The sequence below is a fragment of the Methylocella sp. genome, assembly GCA_037200525.1.
GTDB lineage: Bacteria > Pseudomonadota > Alphaproteobacteria > Rhizobiales > Beijerinckiaceae > Methylocapsa.
Genome location: JBBCGG010000001.1, coordinates 3,144,721 through 3,162,428, shown reverse-complemented (window position 1 = coordinate 3,162,428; position 17,708 = coordinate 3,144,721). Strand labels below are relative to the sequence as shown.

Below are 17,708 nucleotides of genomic sequence, written 5' to 3'. Positions count from 1 at the left end.
GAAACATTTTCAGGGGATAAGTCAAGAGATCAAAAAGCCGCTCGTTCAAATGCAAAGGGGGCAGCCGATGGCCGCCCCCGTTTCCTCCTGAACGGTAAGGTTCAGTAAGAGTAATACATATCGAATTCGACCGGATGGGGGGTCATCTCGAAACGCATCACGTCGATCATTTTCAGCTCGATATAGCTGTCGATGAAATCATCATCAAACACGCCGCCAGACTTCAGGAAACTACGATCCTTGTCGAGATTGGCGAGCGCTTCGCGGAGAGAGCCGCAAACAGTCGGAATCTTCTTCAGTTCTTTCGGCGGCAGATCATAGAGATCCTTGTCCATCGCCGGACCTGGATCGATCTTGTTGATAATGCCGTCAAGGCCAGCCATCAGCATCGCCGCGAAGGCGAGATAGGGATTGGCCATCGGATCCGGGAAGCGGACTTCGACGCGCTTGGCTTTCGGGTTCGAAGCCGTGGGAATCCGGCACGAGGCGGAGCGATTGCGCGCCGAATACGCGAGCAGAACCGGAGCCTCATAACCAGGCACCAGGCGCTTGTAGGAATTTGTAGAAGGATTGGTGAAGGCGTTCAGCGCGCGGGCGTGCCGGATGATGCCCCCGATGTAATACAAACATTCCTGGCTGAGATCGGCGTATTTATTGCCGGCGAACAGCGGCTTGCCGCCCTTCCATATCGATTGATGGACGTGCATGCCCGAGCCATTGTCGCCAAAAATCGGCTTCGGCATGAAGGTCGCGGTCTTGCCATAGCTCTGCGCAACCTGATGGATGCAATATTTGTAGACCTGCAAGTCGTCCGCCATCTTCGTCAGCGGTCCGAACTTAAGGCCGAGCTCATGCTGCGCCGAGGCCACTTCGTGATGGTGCTTCTCGACCTTGGCCCCCATGGCCGCCATGGCGGCGAGCATTTCGCCGCGCATATCCTGCGCCGAATCCTGTGGCGGCACGGGAAAATAGCCGCCTTTGGTGCGGATACGGTGACCAAGATTGCCGCCTTCATAGGGCGTGTCGGAGTTCGACGGCAATTCGGATGAATCGATAACGAATCCGGTGTTGTAAGGGTCGGCCCTGAAGCGGATGTCGTCGAACACGAAAAACTCGGCTTCGGGACCGACGAACACGGCGTCGCCGACTCCGGAGGAGGTGACGAAGGCTTCCGCCTTCTTGGCGATGCCTCGCGGGTCGCGGCTATAGGGCTCGTTGCTGTTGGGCTCCAGCACGTCGCAAATGATCACCATCGTCGGCGCGGCGAAAAAAGGATCGATGACCGCCGTCGCCGGATCGGGCATCAGCAGCATGTCGGATTCGTTGATCGCCTTCCAACCGGCGATCGACGATCCGTCGAACATGGTTCCTTCGGAAAAGATGTCCTCATCGATCATCGTGATGTCGAAAGTGACATGCTGCCACTTGCCGCGCGGATCCGTGAAACGGAAATCGACGTATTTTACGTCTTGGTCCTTGATCGCCTTGAGCACGTCATGGGCCGTCTTCATTTCTAACCCTCTATGATTATTGATTGAAAGCGTAGTGGATGCGGGGATTCGCCGAAGCCGCGAACCATTATCCCGCATTTGCGAAGTCAGATAGCGTCCGGCCCGGTTTCTCCGGTGCGGATGCGTATCGCGCCCTCTATATCCGAGATGAAAATCTTGCCGTCGCCAATGCGTCCGGTCTGCGCGGCCTTGCGAATAGCCTCGACAGCGCTGTCGACTATGCCATCGGGAACGACGACTTCAATCTTAACCTTGGGGAGAAAATCAACGATATATTCGGCTCCCCGATAGAGTTCGGTATGGCCTTTCTGCCGCCCGAAGCCTTTGGCTTCGGTCACGGTGATGCCGGCTACCCCAGCCTCGTGAAGCGCTTCTTTTACTTCATCGAGTTTGAAAGGCTTGATGATGGCCTCGATTTTTTTCATTGCGTTTGTTGCGTCGCTTTTTGGTGAAACGAAGGAGATTTAACCCGCGTTTAGCACCTGCCAGCCAAAATCGCCACGCAAATCGAACGAATCTGACGTCAAAAACGTCATTCACGCGGAACGAAGCAGGTTTTGTCGATAAAGCAATAGACGGGCCAGACAGGCCCCCATCGGCCAAAATCTGAGCCGGGGCGAGTTTGCGAACGCCGGATTTCTTGTGTCGGTTTGTCACCGCAAGCGCCGCAACAAGCTTCGAGCATCCCGGATGAAGCAATTCCGAACCAATTAGATTGAAAAAAGCCCTTTTTGCACAAAAAATGGTCTGCTGATTTGAAAGAGGTCCTTTTTCACATTGATGGGGACAAAAAAACGCCCCGCGGATAAAAACACCCGCGGGGCGGTCATTGAGTTTATGAGGCTCGGTTATTCAGCCGGTTCAAAAACATCTTGCTTTGCGGGCGAGACTTCCGGCGTCGCGCGGAGGTCAACCAGCGTCACGCCGACGCCTGACCCAAGAAGTTGCAGCGAGATTTCCTTGCCATTTCCGAATTTGACGCCATCGCGATAAGCGCCATGTTCGAGCCTTGCGAAGACGACGCGTTCGCCGGCCTTCACGCCAAGACGCGTCTGCAGATCACTCGAAATTCCTTCGAGGTTCAGTTGCGTGTCATATTGAACGCAGACTGCTGTCGTGCAATCGCCGGGCGCCGCGAGGCCGATGCTTCCCGAGGGAAAGCGGGTAGTTACATATTTCTCGGACTCGCGTGCAGGCCGGGAGGCATACATTTCAAGCGAATAGTCACACATCTGTGCCACTCCTATATGTCTCGAGACGAATGTTCCCCTTCCATGCGGACGCCCACCCGCCAATAGATGATGACGCGGGTTTAAGCCTTCGAGCTATGAAGTTGGATAGCCCCCCAAGAAGGGAGGGGAAACGTGGAAGCCACTCAGGGCCAGCTGGTCCCACCCGGAAAAACGCTGGCGCGTGCCTGCGTCGGACGAGACCACATCCGGCGGTCGCCGGACGCTCCACTTAGGCTGCGAACGCGAGAAACCTCATAAGGTTTCAAGACGATCGCGCTTGACTTTATGGTAGCTCAGCCGTTTACGGCGTCAAGCGAATTTGCTGCCCGGCACGCAATTTGCTGTGACATCCTCGCAATAAAAGCAAGCGCTTACCAGCGCGGCGGCTGCGCGCTCCTAATGCAGCGGCGCGTCAGGATGATTCGCCCGCGACGACCGGCAGATCCGCTCGCGCGCCCCATTCGCTCCAGGACCCGTCATAGAGCACGACCCCTTTTTTTCCTATCGTCTCCAGCGCCAAGAGAAGAATCGCCGCAGTGACGCCCGAGCCGCAGCTGGTGATGATCGGTCGGTCAAGGTCGACGCCAGCTCCGAGGAAGGCGGCCTTGATTTCGGCCTGGCTTTTCAGTCTGTCGCCAGCGACCACGCGCGACGGCACGCTGCGGCTGTTTGGGATATGGCCTGAGCGCAACCCCGGTCGGGGCTCCGCCGCATCGCCGGTGAATCGCCCGGCTGGCCGCGCATCGACGATTTGCGCCGTTCCCGTCTCGCTGGCGTTTTTTACGCGCGCGGCGTCAGCAACGGCCGCGCCGTCGAATCGCGGCGTAAAAACGCGCGGCGGACGTAGGCGCGCCCCGGTTTCTAATCCGCGACCCTCAGTGCGCCATTGCGGCAGGCCGCCTTCGAGAATCTTGACGTCACGCGCGCCGAAAACGCGCAAGGTCCACCAGACTCGCGCCGCGCCCATCAATCCTGTGGCGTCATAGACCACAAAACGCATGTCCTCGCTGAGTCCAAGCTTCCCCATTTCATCCGCAAAGAACTCTGGCGTCGGCAGCATGTGGGGCAGGCTGGTGGAATGATCGGAGATCGCGTCGATGTCGAAAAACACCGCGCCCGGAATATGTCCGGCGAGATATTCTTGTCTAGCGTCGCGCTTTTCAGCCGGCATAAAGAAACTACCGTCGATGATGGCGAGATCGGGCGCTCCCAAATTCTCCTCAAGCCAAGCCGTCGAAACGAAAAAAGGTGAAAGGGAGGTTGCGGTCATGTCGTCGCCTTCGGTTATGGGGCATTTGTTTCGAGCCATTTTCTCAGGGTCGCGCGGACAGAGTTTCGCGGCGGAAATGCGCTCGACACGGTTGGTTTTTCCATATTTGGTCGAAAGGTGTAAAGCGTTCGCGCCCGGTTCGCGATGGCGACCCGAGGGGGCGACGGTGAGTTTTCACCCCGGGCCAAGCGGGGCGTGGGCGGGGTTTCGCGGCGAGGCGTGGGCGAGACGGGCGGGCAGGACGATGGCTGGAAAAACGGCGCAAGGCGGGGGGCCATTCATCCTGCATTCAGGGACGTCGCTCCAGCTTCGACCTATGAATATTTGCCTGCTGGTCATTTTCTTTACGTGCATTGCCTGCAGCGCCGCCTCCAGAGCGCAGCCGGTGGCTGACCGGCAATGCTACTCCATGGTCGACACTCGCGAGAAAATCGTTTCAGGCGGACTTCTGGAGCCTTTCCACGCCATGAGGAAAGCGGCGACGCGCGCGCAAGGCGAGGCGATCGCCGCCAAACTTTGTCGCTGGAGCGACGACCTCGTCTATGAAATCAGTCTGTTGCGCCATGATGGCCGCGTCATTCGGACCTTCGTCAACGCCAAGACCGGTCAGGTCATCAGCTCGAAGAACGAAGATTGAGGACCGTGCATGCGTCTGCTCGTTGTCGAGGATGACAGGGATCTCAACCGGCAGATCGTCGCGGCGCTAAGCGAGGCGGCTTATGTCGTCGATCGCGCCTACGACGGCGAGGAAGGCTGGTTTCTCGGCGACACCGAGCCTTATGACGCAGTCGTCTTGGATCTCGGCCTGCCTAAAAAAGATGGCCTTTCGGTCCTCTCCGCATGGCGTAAGGCGGGGCGCACCATGCCGGTGCTCATTCTAACCGCGCGCGACCGCTGGGGCGACAAGGTTGAGGGCTTCGACGCCGGAGCGGACGACTATGTCGGGAAGCCTTTCCATATGGAGGAAATTCTTGCGCGCATTCGCGCATTGCTGCGGCGCGCCGCCGGCCACGCGTCAAGCGAATTTTCGTGCGGGCCGGTCAGGCTCGATGCGCGCACAGGCCGCGTTTTCGTCGAGGAGACTTCCGTGAAGCTTACCTCGCACGAATATAGGTTGTTGTCCTATCTGATGCATCACGCGGGAAGGGTCGTCTCACGCGCCGAAATCGTCGAACATCTCTACGATCAGGACTTTGATCGCGATTCCAACACCATCGAGGTTTTCGTCGGCAGATTGCGGAAAAAACTCGGCGTCGACGTCATCCAGACCATACGCGGCCTTGGTTATCTTCTCGCCCCGCCGGCCGGCAAGGACGAGGCGGCGGTTCTGAGCCGCTCCGATCCTGCCGCCGGCCGCTGACGCATCGCGCCTCGGGACGAGCGCAAGTGGACAAGACGCCGATGCCGCCCGCCAAGACCAAAGTCGACTCGATCGCGAAGCGGCTTTTCCTGTCCGCGGCGATTTTGAGCTTCGCCATTCTGTTCATCGCGGGGCTGGTTCTATCCGCGATCTATCAACGCTCGGCCGAGATGAATTTCGACGAGCGTCTTGGCGTCTATTTGCGCGCGCTTGTCGCCGACATAGCAACATCTGGCGACAGCCGCGCAGAACCGGATGAGCTGAGCGATCCGCAATTCGTGTTGCCATCGTCCGGCTGGTATTGGCAGGTGACGCGCCTCGACGGCGGCAAACCAGAGATCAAGAGTTCGCGCTCGCTATTCGCGGCGCGCCTGCCGCGTTTGGCGGACCTTGGCGTCGTCCCGGAGATGGGCGGCGCGCGCAGAGGCTATGCAAATGGGCCCGATGACCGCCGGCTGCGGATTCTCGAACGCACCATCGACGCCGGTGATCAAGGCATCTATCTCGTGCAGGTTGCGGCGACGACGGACGAGATCCAAGCGGCGATCAACCGGTTCCGACTCGATCTCGTCATCACCTTCGCGCTGCTCGCCATGGCTCTGATTGCGTCATCAGCATTGCAGCTTCGTTATGGTCTGGCCCCGCTGCGACAATTGCGGGAAGGGGTAGCCGCAATCCGGCGCGGCGAGAGCGAGACGATCGCGGGGGATTTTTCGCAAGATATTGCGCCGCTCGCCAGCGAACTCAATCTGCTTATCGGCGCCAATCGCGCCGTCGTCGAACGCGCCCGCACTCAGGTCGGCAATCTCGCCCATGCGCTTAAAACGCCGCTTAGCGTCATCATCAACGAAGCTTCGAGCGATTCGGGTCCGCTCTCCAGCAAGGTGCGGGAGCAAGCTGCGATCATGCGCGATCAGGTCGCCTACTATCTTGATCGGGCGCGCGCCGCAGTCCATTCAGGCGCCATCGCCAGCGCGATAGATGTCGCTCCCGTGGTCGAAGCCCTGGTTCGCACCTTTGAAAAAATCTATGTCGAGAGACAGATCCGTTTCAGCTTCGAGATGCCGCAGCCGCTGCGTTTCCTCGGCGAACGGCAGGATCTCGAAGAAATGATCGCCAATCTAATCGATAACGCCGGCAAATGGGCGCGCAGCGCGGTTTTGATCCGAATCGCGCCGGAATTGACCATCGGCGAGGCCGATCGCTCATTTTTCACGATCACCGTCGACGATGATGGACCCGGCCTCGCCGCCGACCTGCGCGAAGCGGCGCCGCGCCGCGGCCAGCGGCTCGACGAAACAAAGCCAGGATCTGGCCTCGGGCTTTCGATTGTCGCGGATCTTGCGTCGATGTACGGTGGCGCTTTGGCTCTGGACGCGAGCCCAAATGGGGGGCTTCGCGCGCAACTGAAGCTGCCTTCGACAGCAAACAATCCTTCGGCCACGCGTTCGTGAGCCGAAAGATCCTTTGCAAGCGGCGCTCCGATGACTATTAGGTTGCCGCATGCTTTGGCTGATTTTTGCACTTTTGACCGGCGCTGCGGTGCTGAGCATTCTCTGGCCGCTGGCCAGGGCGCCGCGTGGGCTGTCTCGCGGCGCTATCGACGTCGCTTTCTATAAAGCGCAACTCGCCGAGATTGACAGGGACGCCGCCCAAGGGCTTGTGGCCGAGAGCGATGCGGAAGGTGCCAAGGCCGAGGCCGGCCGCCGCTTGCTCGCGGTTGCTGACGCTCCCTCCCAGCAGGCCGCCGCAGCGACGCCGCGCAAGGCGCGTTTCGCGTCCGTCGCAGCCCTTGTTTTTGTGCCTGCGCTCGCGCTAGGGCTTTATGGCCTAGTCGGCCACCCCGGTCTGCCCGATTTACCGCTATCCGCGCGGCTTCAGGCGTCGCCCGGACGGATGGATTTGATGGCGGCGGTGGCGAAAATCGAGGCGCACCTCGCCCAAAATCCCGACGATGGACGAGGCTACGAAATTTTGGCGCCGGTCTATTTGCGCATCGGGCGCGCCGACGACGCCGTGCGCGCCTATGCAGCCGCGCTTCGCCTGCTTGGCGAGACGCCCAAACGACTCACCTCTTACGGTGAAGCTCTAGTTGCGGCGGCCGGCGGCCTCGTCACTCCAGACGCAAAACGCGCATTCGAAACCGCCGCCGCGAATGATGCCTCGGCGGCGACGCCCCGCTTTTTTCTTGGCTTGTCCGCCGAGCAAAACGGCGACGCGGCGCACGCCAGGGAGATCTGGGAGAAGCTTTTGATCACTGCCCCCGCCGACGCGGCCTGGGCGCCCGGCTTGCGTCAACATCTCGCAGCCATGGCCGGATCGCCTGACGCGGCAGCGCCAAGCGGCGGTCCCCCCGAAGGCCCAGCGGCAAATCCTGCATTAGCGGCAAAGCTTGAGGCTATGCCGGACGCCGATCGGTCAAGCGCCATTCACGGCATGGTCGAAGGATTGGCGACGCGCCTTGCGCAAAATGGACAAGACGTTGAAGGCTGGCTTCGTCTTGTTCGCGCTTATGCGGTCCTGCACGAAGGGGACAAGGCCCGCTCGGCCTTGATCGACGCAAAACGCAATCTCGCGAGCGATCCAACGGCGATCGCTCGCATCGACGCGCTGGCCCGCGAACTCGGCCTTGAAGGTTGACCCCGAAATGACGCGCAAACAACGCCGCCTCACTTTGATCTGCTCCTCGCTTTTTGCCCTTAGCCTCGCTGTCGGGCTCGTGATGTTTGCGCTGCGCGACAATATCGTGTTCTTCTATGGTCCGAGCGAGCTTGCCCAAAAGGCGCCGTCGCCCGGATCGCGGCTGCGTCTTGGCGGCCTCGTAAAGCAGGGCTCTTTGCAACGCGAGGGCAATCAAACCGTCCGCTTTGCGGTGACCGATATGAAACAAGAGGTCGAGGTCACCTATACTGGCCTGTTGCCCGACCTTTTCCGCGAAGGGCAGGGCGTCGTGGCGGAGGGTACGCTCGGCCAGGATAATCTGTTCCGGGCTGACAGCGTTCTAGCCAAGCACGATGAACGCTACATGCCGCGCGAGGTCGCCGACGCATTGAAAAAACAAGGCGTCTGGCAAGGCGGCGGAACGCAAGAAAGCGGACAAGAGCCGGGCGCGCAAGCCGCCGCGGTCACGACCGTCAGATGAGGCTGATATGATCGTTGAAACCGGCCATTACGCGCTCGTCCTGGCTCTCGCGCTCGCACTGGTCAATTCAGTCCTGCCTATATGGGGGAGCGTCACCGGCGATCGGCGGCTGATGGCGGTTGCTCCCTCTGTGACCCTGATGGGGTTCGGGCTGATCGCTTACGCATTTTTCGCGTTGACCTACGCCCATGTGACGTCCGATTTTTCGCTCATCAATGTCGTGGAGAATTCGCACTCCGCAAAGCCTCTGATTTATAAGATCAGCGGCGTCTGGGGCAATCATGAGGGCTCGATGCTTTTGTGGGTGCTGGTGCTCGCCATTTTTGCGGCGGCGGTCGCTCTGTTTTCCTCGACGATGCCGGAAGACCTGCGCGCCAATGTGCTCGCCGTGCAATCCTGGATCAGCGCAGCTTTTCTTCTGTTCATTCTATTGACCTCCAATCCTTTTGCGCGGCTCCTCGATCCGCCTTCAGAGGGCAATGACCTCAATCCGCTGCTGCAGGACCCCGGCCTCGCCATCCATCCGCCGCTGCTTTATCTCGGCTATGTCGGGCTCTCGATCACTTATTCTTTCGCGGCGGCGGCGCTGATTTCCGGCCGGATCGACGCGGTCTTCGCGCGCTTCGTCCGCCCCTGGACATTGCTCGCCTGGATCTGCCTGACGCTAGGAATAGCGATGGGCTCATATTGGGCTTATTACACCCTTGGGTGGGGCGGCTTCTGGTTCTGGGATCCGGTTGAGAACGCCTCGCTGATGCCCTGGCTCGCGGCGACGGCGCTGCTGCATTGCACCGCTGTCATGGAAAAGCGCGAGGCTTTGAAGATCTGGACGATCTTCCTCGCCATTTTGGCCTTTTCGCTGTCCCTCATCGGAACTTTTCTGGTCCGCTCGGGCGTCTTGACGTCGGTCCATGCCTTCGCCAGCGATCCTAGGCGCGGAGTCTTCATTCTCCTTATTCTCATCGTCTTTATCGGCGGGTCGCTGGCGCTATTCGCCGCGCGGGCGGGCGGTTTAAAGCAAGGCGGCCTTTTTGCCCCGATTTCCCGCGAAGGGGCGCTGGTCGTCAACAATCTGCTGCTGACAACCTGTTGCGCCACCGTTTTCGTCGGCACGCTCTATCCGCTGGCGCTCGAAGCTCTGACGGGAGAAAAAATCTCCGTCGGCGCGCCTTTCTTCAATCTGACATTTGGGCCACTCTTCATTCCGTTGTTCGTTCTGATGCCGATTGGCCAGTCCCTCGCCTGGAAACGCGGCGACCTTTTGGCCGCAGCGCAAAGATTGACATATGCGGTTGGCGCAGGACTGATCTTCATGCTGGTCTTGGCCGCATGGCGCGGCGGTCCCGCCCTCAGCGTCATCCTGTCCGGCCTCGCGATCTATGTCATCGTCGGCTCTTTCGCTGATGTCGGCCGCCGGCTTTTCGGCGGGGGGGCTTCGCTCAGCTCGGCCGGGCAGAGAGCGCTCGGCCTGCCGCGCCAGGCCTTCGGCACGGCATTCGCCCATGCCGGCATAGGCGTGACCTTGCTCGGCCTCGCGGCGACTGGCTGGGGCGCGGAAAGAATCACTGCCCTGACGCCGGGTGAAACGGTAGAGATCGGTCCCTATCAGCTGACGTTCGAGGCCATTGCGCCTCGCAAAGGTCCAAACTATTCCGAGCTTGTCGCGCGCACCACAATCCGCTCCGGCGGCGTCGTCCAAGCCGCCATCGAACCGGCGACGAGGTCTTATCCATCCCGGCGCACCACCCGGTCGGAGGCAGGGATCGCAACGCTCGGCCTTGGCCAAGTCTATATGAGCATCGCCGATGTCGCGCCGGACGGGAAAGTCAATGCGCGGATCTTTTGGAAGCCGCTCGTCGCCTTCATCTGGATCGGCGCCCTGGTCATGGCGTTTGGCGGCGGCCTGTCGCTGATCGATCGAAGCTTTCGCATCGGCATCGCCCGCCGCGCCCGCAAAGCGGCGGCGCCCAGCCCGCAACCGGCGGAATGACAATGAGATTTTGTCTACGCAGCTTGTTGATTGTCGGATTCGCGCTGCTGGGACCGGTGGCGGCGCGAGCGGTGCAGCCCGATGAAATTCTGCCGGACGCCAAGCTCGAAGCGAGAGCGCGCGCCTTATCGGCGCAATTGCGTTGCATGGTCTGTCAGAACGAATCGATCGACGATTCCAACGCCGATCTTGCCCGCGATCTGCGCATTCTCGTCCGCGAGCGTCTTCAGGCCGGCGACAGCGATGATCAGATTCGCGCCTTTCTGGTGCAGCGCTACGGCGATTTCGTCCTGCTGAAACCGCCCTTCAAGACCGAGACCCTGCTGCTTTGGGGCGCGCCGCTGCTCGTGCTTCTGCTTGGCGCGGGAGTCATCGTGGTTGTTTCGCTCAGGCGGCGAACCAGCCCCGCCGCGCCCCAGGCCTTGAGCGAAACCGAAGCGGCTCAACTCAAGACGTTTCTTGGTCGCGACGGCTCGTAGAGCCCATGTGTTGCGCCCCGCCTACGGCTCTCGCAGAGCGGCCAGCGCTTCGTCTCCGAAAACGCGCTGTTGTTTCGGCCAGGACCAGAAGTTAGCCGTCTTCGCCATGGCCTCCGCAAGCTGGCGCCGATAGGCTTCTTTCGGGACCTCGATCGCGCCAAGCGAGGCGAGATGCGGGGTGACGAATTGAGCGTCAAGGAGGTCGAAGCCGCCACGCACGAGGCGGGCGGCAAGATGGACGAGCGCTACCTTCGAAGCATCGGTCTTGCGATGGAACATGCTTTCGCCAAAGAACGCGCCGGCGATGTGGACGCCATAAAGGCCGCCGACAAGCTCGCCGTCTTGCCACGTCTCTACTGTGTGGACGCGGCCCGCGTCGAACAGTTGACGGTACAGGCGTCGGATGCGGCTATTGATCCAGGTCTTTTCGCGATCCTCGTAAGCAGCGGCGCAGCGATCGATCACCGCGTCAAAATCATGATCGACCTTAACCTCGAACGCATCGGAGCGAACCGTCTTCCGGAGGCTTTTCGATACGATGACGCCATCGAGCGGGAAAACGCCGCGCACTTCGGGATCGACCCAAAATAGATTTGGATCATCAGCGCTCTCGGCCATAGGAAACAATCCTATGGAATAAGCGCGCAGCAAAATATCGCTGGTGATTTCGAATTGGTCGCGGGCGCGGCTCATGTCAAAACCTCTATTCTGCGTGGCGCTTCATCAAACTTAACAATCCGGCAGAGATCGATTCATTTCGAGCTGAAGCCTTGCGCGCGCCTCGCATGCCGCCGATTGCAGTCATCGCGCGGCGCTGCCAGGTTTACTTCCACGGCGAATTTATTTCCAAAGCAAGATTGCTACCAATGATGCCTGGCCGTCAGGCGCGAAGAGAAATCGCTCGAACGGATGCTATCCGAAAACTCTGCGAGTTTTTGCTATGATGCTTTATTAGGCTATCTGGAACCTGTCGCGCGGCGCGGAAGAACATCCTCCGAGACGCCGGCCCCTTGAGACGCGCCGTGACTTTCCGAACCGATTCCGGCAATTAGGCGGGAGCCGCGAAAAGCGCAAGACCGCCCGGACAGGATCATGCTTTCAACGATCGTCTTTTGCCAATCGTCGCCGAACTCCCTTCAACCCAGCCTCGATCTGGCGCCGATTTTGGTGAGAACCCTCAGTTCGCTGGTCACCGCCAATATCGAGGGGCTGCTCCGCGACGTCGCGATTGCGGGACCGGCGGGGCAGGGCCTCGCCGCCATTGCTCACCACGCCGGCTGTAGTCTGGTCGAGGCGGACAACGAAGCGGACTGGCTTGCCCGCGCGATCGAGGTCGCCCGCGGACCAGACCTTTTGCTCCTGTGCTGCGGTCGCGCGCCGGAGGCGGGGTTCATTGAAGAAGCCGGCGATTTTTTGAAAACGCGCGCCTTCGCCAAAGATGCGGACGACCTGCGGCTTCGCGCGGCGGCGCTCAAAGCAGCGCCAGAAAACTTCGCCGAGCGACTCTTTCCTCGTCTCGCGCCGCTGGTGGGCTTGATTGCGCCGCGTGACCTATGTCTCCGAGCCCCTTCCGGCCGCTTCGGCGCGCTCGCACGCTTCGTCAATCCGGCGGCGACATTGCGAACCCGCGCCCGCCGCATAGGGTAGGTCTGCGCCTATCTCGCAAATGTGTTGCAGGAATCGATTTCCCCGGACTTGAGGCCCGTGTTCAGCCATTGCTGGCGCTGAGCTGAGGAGCCGTGCGTAAACGAATCCGGCACTGCATAGCCTTGGCTCGCCTTCTGCAAACGGTCATCGCCGATCGCTTGCGCGGTGGAAATCGCCTTCTCGACATCGCCTGGCTCGAGAATCTGATATTTTTTCTGCGCGTTCGCGGCCCATACGCCGGCGAGGCAATCGGCCATGAGTTCGGTTCGCACGGACAGAGCGTTCGCCTGCGACTGACTCGTCGCCCGCTGCTGCGCCGCCTGTACCTTCGGCAGAATGCCGAGCAGGTTCTGAATATGATGGCCGATCTCGTGGGCGATGACATAGGCGTAGGCGAAGTCGCCGCCGCCGCCCAGGCGCTGTTTCATATCGCTGAAGAACGATGTGTCGAGATAGACCTTTTGGTCGTTGGGGCAATAGAACGGACCCATGGACGCCCGCGCGCCGCCGCAGCCGGAGCGCGTCGAGCCGCTGTACAGCACCAGCTTGGGCTTGACGTAATCAATTCCTTTTTGCGAGGGCAGGATATCGGTCCAGACATCCTCGTTCTCGGCCAGGACCGCGGCGACGAACTGCCCCATTTGATCGGAGGGGGCGCCGGTTTGCCGAGACTGCGCGCTTGGCGCAACGGTTTGGCTGACTTGGCCGCTATTGCGGCCGCCGTTGAGCAATTCAGCGCCGCCGATCAAGACGCGCGGATCAATGCCAAGCGCCCAGCCAATCAGGCCAAGGACGATAATTGCGCCAATCCCGAGGTTGCCCGTGCCGCCGAGATTGAAACCGCCGCCGCCGCTATCGGCTTCGCCGCGCCGGTCTTCGACATTGTCGGAACGGCGAAAATCATCCCATCTCATGGTCGGCTCCCGACTGCTGGCTTGCCTGATCTAATGCGCGAATGGAGCTTTCTTGCAAGGCGGCGCCGGCATGTTCTCTCGTCTTCAAGCTGAATCTCGAGGCGAGGCCGCATGAAGGCGAGCAATTTCTTTGGCGAGCAGCCGAAGATCATGCCAGGCCAGCTTCTTGTGTCCCGGCTGGCGCAAAAGATAGGCCGGATGCAGCATGGCGATTGCCTTGATTGTCTGATCCCCCACGACAAAATCAAACCAGCGTCCGCGCAGACGCATGATGCCCTCCTTCGAGCCAAGCAGGGTCTGCGCCGACGGAGCGCCAAGGCAAACGACAATTTTTGGTCCAACGAGCTCGATCTGCCGACGTATGAAGGGCAGGCACATCGCGGTCTCCAGCGGCGTTGGCGTGCGATTGCCGGGCGGGCGCCACGGCACGACGTTGGCGATATAGACTTTGCTGCGTTCTAGCCCGATCGACTCGATCATTTTATTGAGCAATTGACCCGCCCGGCCGACAAAAGGGATGCCTTGCCGGTCTTCGTCGGCGCCTGGCGCCTCGCCGACGAACATGACTTCAGCATTGGGATCGCCATCGCCAAAGACGAGCTGGGTCGCCGTCGCTTTGAGGCCGCATCCTTCGAATTTCAGCAGTTTTTCGCGCAAATCCTCCAGGCTCTGGGCGCTCGCCGCGTCGTCCCGCGCGCTCTGCTCCAAGGCGAGAGCCGGAGCCGGGGTTGTCACGGCTTTGTCGCGCGAGACCGGCGTCGGAGTTGGCGTCTCGCTTGGCGCGCGAGGGGCCTGCGCGACGCTGGGCGGAGAAGGCGGCGCCTCACTCCGCTGAACAATCGCCTGCGCTTCGGCCAATCGGTCATGCGGCTCCGCATCGAGCGCGATATCGACGCCCATATCCGCATACCAGCGCAAAAGTCCGATTAAACTGTCCGCCACGATGCGAGCCCTTTTTGCGCGCCGAGGAGTAGGGTCTCGGAAGAAGCCGCGAGTTTGAAAAGCGAAACCTATCATATAGGTCTAGTCTGCGTCGAAGCGTCCGAAACTGATCGCGAGGATGATAACTTGCCATGGCGGAGTCAGGGGTAAAATCGCAGCCGCGCGAGAGCATGGCTTTTGACGTGGTTATCGTCGGAGCGGGGCCTGCCGGACTCGCCGCCGCGATCCGGATGAAACAGCTGGCGCCCGAGCTTTCGGTCGCGGTGCTTGAAAAAGGCTCAGAACTCGGCGCGCATGTTCTGTCCGGCGCGGTTATCGATCCAGTCGCGCTCGACCGCCTACTGCCGGACTGGAGGGAGGACAAGGTGCCGCCTTTGAAAACGAAGGTGAGCGACGACCGATTCTACTTCCTCAGCGCCAAGGGCGGCGTTCGGCTGCCCAATTTCATCATGCCGAAATTGATGAGCAATGAGGGCAATTTCATCGGCTCGCTTGGCAATGTGGCGCGTTGGATGGGCGCCCGGGCGGAGGCTTTGGGCGTCGACATTTTTCCGGGTTTCGCCGGCGCCGAGATTCTCCATGGCGATGCCGACGAAGTTTTGGGAGTCGCCACCGGCGATATGGGCCTGGGGCGAGACGGACGTCCGAAAGATGGATTTTCGCGCGGCATGGAGCTGCGCGCTAAATATACCTTGATCGCCGAAGGGGCGCATGGGTCGCTCGCCAAGAAGCTTATCGCTCATTACGGGCTTTCCAGAGACCGCGAGCCGCAAAAATACGGGCTGGGGCTGAAAGAGCTATGGCAAGTCGATCCGGCGCTGCATCGGCCTGGCCTCGTGCAGCATTCCTTCGGCTGGCCGCTCGACAACGCCACCGGCGGCGGTTCATTTCTCTATCATTTCGAAGACGGACTCGTGGCGGTCGGCTTCGTGGTGCATCTGAATTACTCGAACCCGACTTTATCGCCTTTCGAGGAGTTTCAGCGCTTCAAGACCCACCCGATGATCGCTCCGGTTTTCAAGGGCGCCCGGCGAGTCTCTTATGGCGCAAGGGCGATCACGGAAGGCGGTTGGCAGTCCGCGCCAAAACTCGCTTTTCCGGGCGGCGCATTGATCGGCTGCTCTGCCGGCTTCGTCAATCTGCCCCGTGTAAAAGGATCGCATAATGCGATCTTCTCGGGGATGCTCGCGGCCGAGCATGTCGTTGCGGCGCTCAGAGAGGGGCGGGCTCATGACCAGCTGGCGTCTTACGAGGACGCCTGGCGCGGCTCGGACATTGGCCGCGACCTATACAAGGTTCGCAACGTCAAGCCGCTGTGGTCGAAGTTCGGCGTATTGGGAGGCATCGGCTTGGGCGGCCTCGATATGTGGGCCAACGAAATTTTCGGCCGCTCCCCGTTTGGCACCTTGCGCCATGGCAAACCGGATTATGCTTGTCTGAAACCGCTGGCGGAGGTCGAGCCCATTTCCTACCCAAAGCCCGACGGAAAACTGACCTTCGACAGACTTTCCTCAGTGTTCATCTCCAACACCAATCATGCGGAAGATCAGCCGGTCCATCTGCGTTTGAAGGACTCTTCGATCCCGATTGCTCAAAATCTCCCGATTTATGGCGAGCCGGCGCGGCTCTATTGTCCGGCCGCCGTCTATGAGGTCGTTTACGGCGACGAGGCGAACAAAACCGATCCGCGCTTTGTCATCAACGCGCAGAACTGCGTGCATTGCAAAACCTGCGATATCAAGGATCCGGCGCAGAACATAGATTGGGAGCCGCCCGAAGGTGGCGGCGGCCCGAACTATCCGAACATGTAGACCGGTCAGGAACGCGGCGCGGCGGCGCGCTTCAGCCTGTCGTTGATCGCCTCGCCCAAGCCGCTTTCCGGAATCGGCGCTACTGCGATAGCGGCCAGACCAAGCCCATCGAGCTCGCGCAAGAGGGCAAAAACATTCGCCGCCGCCTCGTCGAGATTGCCGCTGTGCGAGAGGTCGCGCACGTGGCTCCCCACAGGAAAGCGTGCGCCGAAATCAAGTCCAGCTTCGCCAGCCTTAAGGCTTGTCGCATTGAGCCTGAGGCTGGCCCGCGGCGCGTAATGCGAGGCGAGCGCGCCCGGCGCAATGATCGCCCCAGATTGCGCCGGAGCGGCGAGTTTTGCTCCAAGCGCAGCTTCAATATCTTCGCGGGAAATTCCGCCGGGCCGCAGCAAACGCGGGGAGCCGTCGAGGCAGGCGATGATCGTCGATTCAAGTCCGACGGAGCAGGGGCCGCCGTCGAGAATGAGGTCTATGGCGCCGCCAAAATCCTGCGCAACATGGGCAGCGATCACCGGACTGACCCGTCCTGAAAGATTGGCGGAAGGCGCGGCGAGAGGGCGCCCTGCGGCGGCGATCAGGCTCAGCGCGACCGGATGCGATGGGATGCGCAAAGCGACGGTGTTTTGATTTGCGCGGGCCGCAGCGCAGACAGCAGCGGAACGCGCCAAGGGCAAAACCAGCGTCAAAGGCCCAGGCCAGAACAATTTGGCGAGCCGCGAAGCCTCAGGCGTGAAGCGGCCTTGCATCTCTGCGTCGGCGAGATTTGCGACATGGGCGATGAGCGGATTGAATGAGGGTCGCCCCTTCGCCGCATAGATGCGGGCGACCGCCGCCTCGGAGGTTGCATCGGCGCCAAGGCCGTAGACTGTCTCGGTCGGGAAAGCGACGAGACCGCCGCCCCGGATGATCGCGGCAGCCTCGGTGATTCCCTCCGCATCCGCTGCGATCTTGCGCGCCGAGGGCATCGAGGCAGGGGCAAAATCTCTTTTCATTCGACTAGAGTTATGCGGGCGGCTGGCTCTGCGGAGCCTGCCGCTTGATCGAAGCGACGCTGCGCCTCTTCGATCAAGGATATGTTTTGCAAAGTCCAAATTCCAAGCTGCTGAACGGGCATTTGCAGCGAACGCCCAAGCGCCGTCAACTCATAATCGACGCGCGGCGGGATGGTGAGGAACACCGTACGCGTGACGAAACCATCGCGCTCCGGCGCGCGCACGGTCAAGGTCAGCATGCGTTGAGATATGCCTCCAACGCGTCGGCGCAACTCATTGAATCGCATGGGGCCGTCACCCAAAAGCATCACAACCAAAATGGTCCATTTGTCGCCGATTCGCGACAAAACTGGCGCGACGCGGGCGCAATTACTGGGGACATGCGTGTGACCGGGTTCCAAAAATGTGCCTCCTTGCG

Annotated in this window: 18 protein-coding genes; 9 read left to right on the top strand and 9 right to left on the bottom strand. The window is 60.6% G+C overall.

The features are described from left to right. Positions 1-101: 101 nt before the first annotated feature. The 4 genes from glnA to sseA all read right to left on the bottom strand — a co-directional run bounded on the left by glnA (position 102) and on the right by sseA (position 4,013). On the bottom strand, positions 102-1,511 hold the full coding sequence (gene glnA / locus WDN46_15550) for a type I glutamate--ammonia ligase (GenBank protein MEJ0094781.1): 1,410 nt from the start codon (positions 1,509-1,511) through the stop codon (positions 102-104). A gap of 86 nt (positions 1,512-1,597) precedes the next feature. Then, on the bottom strand, positions 1,598-1,936 hold the full coding sequence (locus tag WDN46_15545; GenBank protein ID MEJ0094780.1) for a P-II family nitrogen regulator: 339 nt from the start codon (positions 1,934-1,936) through the stop codon (positions 1,598-1,600). 423 nt (positions 1,937-2,359) lie between these two features. Then, the gene (locus WDN46_15540) at positions 2,360-2,743 is read right to left on the bottom strand and encodes a hypothetical protein (GenBank protein MEJ0094779.1); all 384 of its coding nucleotides are present in this window, start codon (positions 2,741-2,743) and stop codon (positions 2,360-2,362) included. Between the two features lie 412 nt (positions 2,744-3,155). After that, positions 3,156-4,013 (bottom strand): 3-mercaptopyruvate sulfurtransferase, encoded by an 858-nt coding sequence (sseA, locus tag WDN46_15535; protein MEJ0094778.1) that lies wholly within the window; start codon positions 4,011-4,013, stop codon positions 3,156-3,158. 166 nt (positions 4,014-4,179) lie between these two features. Between sseA and WDN46_15530 the strand changes: the two genes are divergently transcribed. From WDN46_15530 to WDN46_15500, 7 genes are read left to right on the top strand one after another with little or no spacing between them, the layout of a single operon-like run. Continuing rightward, complete coding sequence (locus WDN46_15530) at positions 4,180-4,650, top strand: PepSY domain-containing protein (protein MEJ0094777.1); 471 nt, start codon at positions 4,180-4,182, stop codon at positions 4,648-4,650. 9 nt (positions 4,651-4,659) lie between these two features. Further along, on the top strand, positions 4,660-5,373 hold the full coding sequence (locus WDN46_15525; GenBank protein ID MEJ0094776.1) for a response regulator transcription factor: 714 nt from the start codon (positions 4,660-4,662) through the stop codon (positions 5,371-5,373). Positions 5,374-5,414: 41 nt separating this feature from the next. Continuing rightward, positions 5,415-6,827: a sensor histidine kinase gene (locus WDN46_15520; protein ID MEJ0094775.1), complete on the top strand. Its 1,413-nt coding sequence runs from the start codon at positions 5,415-5,417 to the stop codon at positions 6,825-6,827. A 49-nt stretch (positions 6,828-6,876) separates the two neighbouring features. Next, on the top strand, positions 6,877-8,013 hold the full coding sequence (ccmI, locus tag WDN46_15515; GenBank protein MEJ0094774.1) for a c-type cytochrome biogenesis protein CcmI: 1,137 nt from the start codon (positions 6,877-6,879) through the stop codon (positions 8,011-8,013). Between the two features lie 7 nt (positions 8,014-8,020). Next, complete coding sequence (gene ccmE, locus WDN46_15510; GenBank protein MEJ0094773.1) at positions 8,021-8,515, top strand: cytochrome c maturation protein CcmE; 495 nt, start codon at positions 8,021-8,023, stop codon at positions 8,513-8,515. 7 nt (positions 8,516-8,522) lie between these two features. Next, positions 8,523-10,505, top strand: a complete 1,983-nt coding sequence (locus WDN46_15505; protein MEJ0094772.1) for a heme lyase CcmF/NrfE family subunit — start codon at positions 8,523-8,525, stop codon at positions 10,503-10,505. Between the two features lie 2 nt (positions 10,506-10,507). Next, on the top strand, positions 10,508-10,984 hold the full coding sequence (locus WDN46_15500) for a cytochrome c-type biogenesis protein (GenBank protein ID MEJ0094771.1): 477 nt from the start codon (positions 10,508-10,510) through the stop codon (positions 10,982-10,984). Positions 10,985-11,005: 21 nt separating this feature from the next. On the opposite strand, the gene aat is transcribed toward WDN46_15500, so the two are convergent. Further along, positions 11,006-11,677, bottom strand: coding sequence for a leucyl/phenylalanyl-tRNA--protein transferase (gene aat, locus WDN46_15495; protein ID MEJ0094770.1), 672 nt, complete (start codon positions 11,675-11,677; stop codon positions 11,006-11,008). Between the two features lie 474 nt (positions 11,678-12,151). On the opposite strand from aat, the gene WDN46_15490 reads away from it, so the two are divergent. After that, positions 12,152-12,631, top strand: a complete 480-nt coding sequence (locus WDN46_15490; GenBank protein ID MEJ0094769.1) for a transposase — start codon at positions 12,152-12,154, stop codon at positions 12,629-12,631. 8 nt (positions 12,632-12,639) lie between these two features. Here WDN46_15490 and WDN46_15485 read toward each other — a convergent pair whose 3' ends face one another. Then, positions 12,640-13,545, bottom strand: coding sequence for a neutral zinc metallopeptidase (locus tag WDN46_15485; GenBank protein ID MEJ0094768.1), 906 nt, complete (start codon positions 13,543-13,545; stop codon positions 12,640-12,642). 84 nt (positions 13,546-13,629) lie between these two features. Beyond that, a complete protein-coding gene (locus WDN46_15480; protein ID MEJ0094767.1) occupies positions 13,630-14,487 on the bottom strand; it encodes a uracil-DNA glycosylase family protein in 858 nt (285 codons plus the stop codon). A gap of 131 nt (positions 14,488-14,618) precedes the next feature. Between WDN46_15480 and WDN46_15475 the strand changes: the two genes are divergently transcribed. Further along, positions 14,619-16,298, top strand: coding sequence for an electron transfer flavoprotein-ubiquinone oxidoreductase (locus WDN46_15475; GenBank protein ID MEJ0094766.1), 1,680 nt, complete (start codon positions 14,619-14,621; stop codon positions 16,296-16,298). A 5-nt stretch (positions 16,299-16,303) separates the two neighbouring features. Here WDN46_15475 and WDN46_15470 read toward each other — a convergent pair whose 3' ends face one another. Next, a complete protein-coding gene (locus tag WDN46_15470) occupies positions 16,304-17,290 on the bottom strand; it encodes an L-threonylcarbamoyladenylate synthase (protein MEJ0094765.1) in 987 nt (328 codons plus the stop codon). Further along, complete coding sequence (locus tag WDN46_15465; GenBank protein ID MEJ0094764.1) at positions 17,287-17,691, bottom strand: helix-turn-helix domain-containing protein; 405 nt, start codon at positions 17,689-17,691, stop codon at positions 17,287-17,289. Before WDN46_15465 ends, WDN46_15470 begins: the two co-directional genes overlap by 4 nt. Positions 17,692-17,708: the final 17 nt, after the last annotated feature.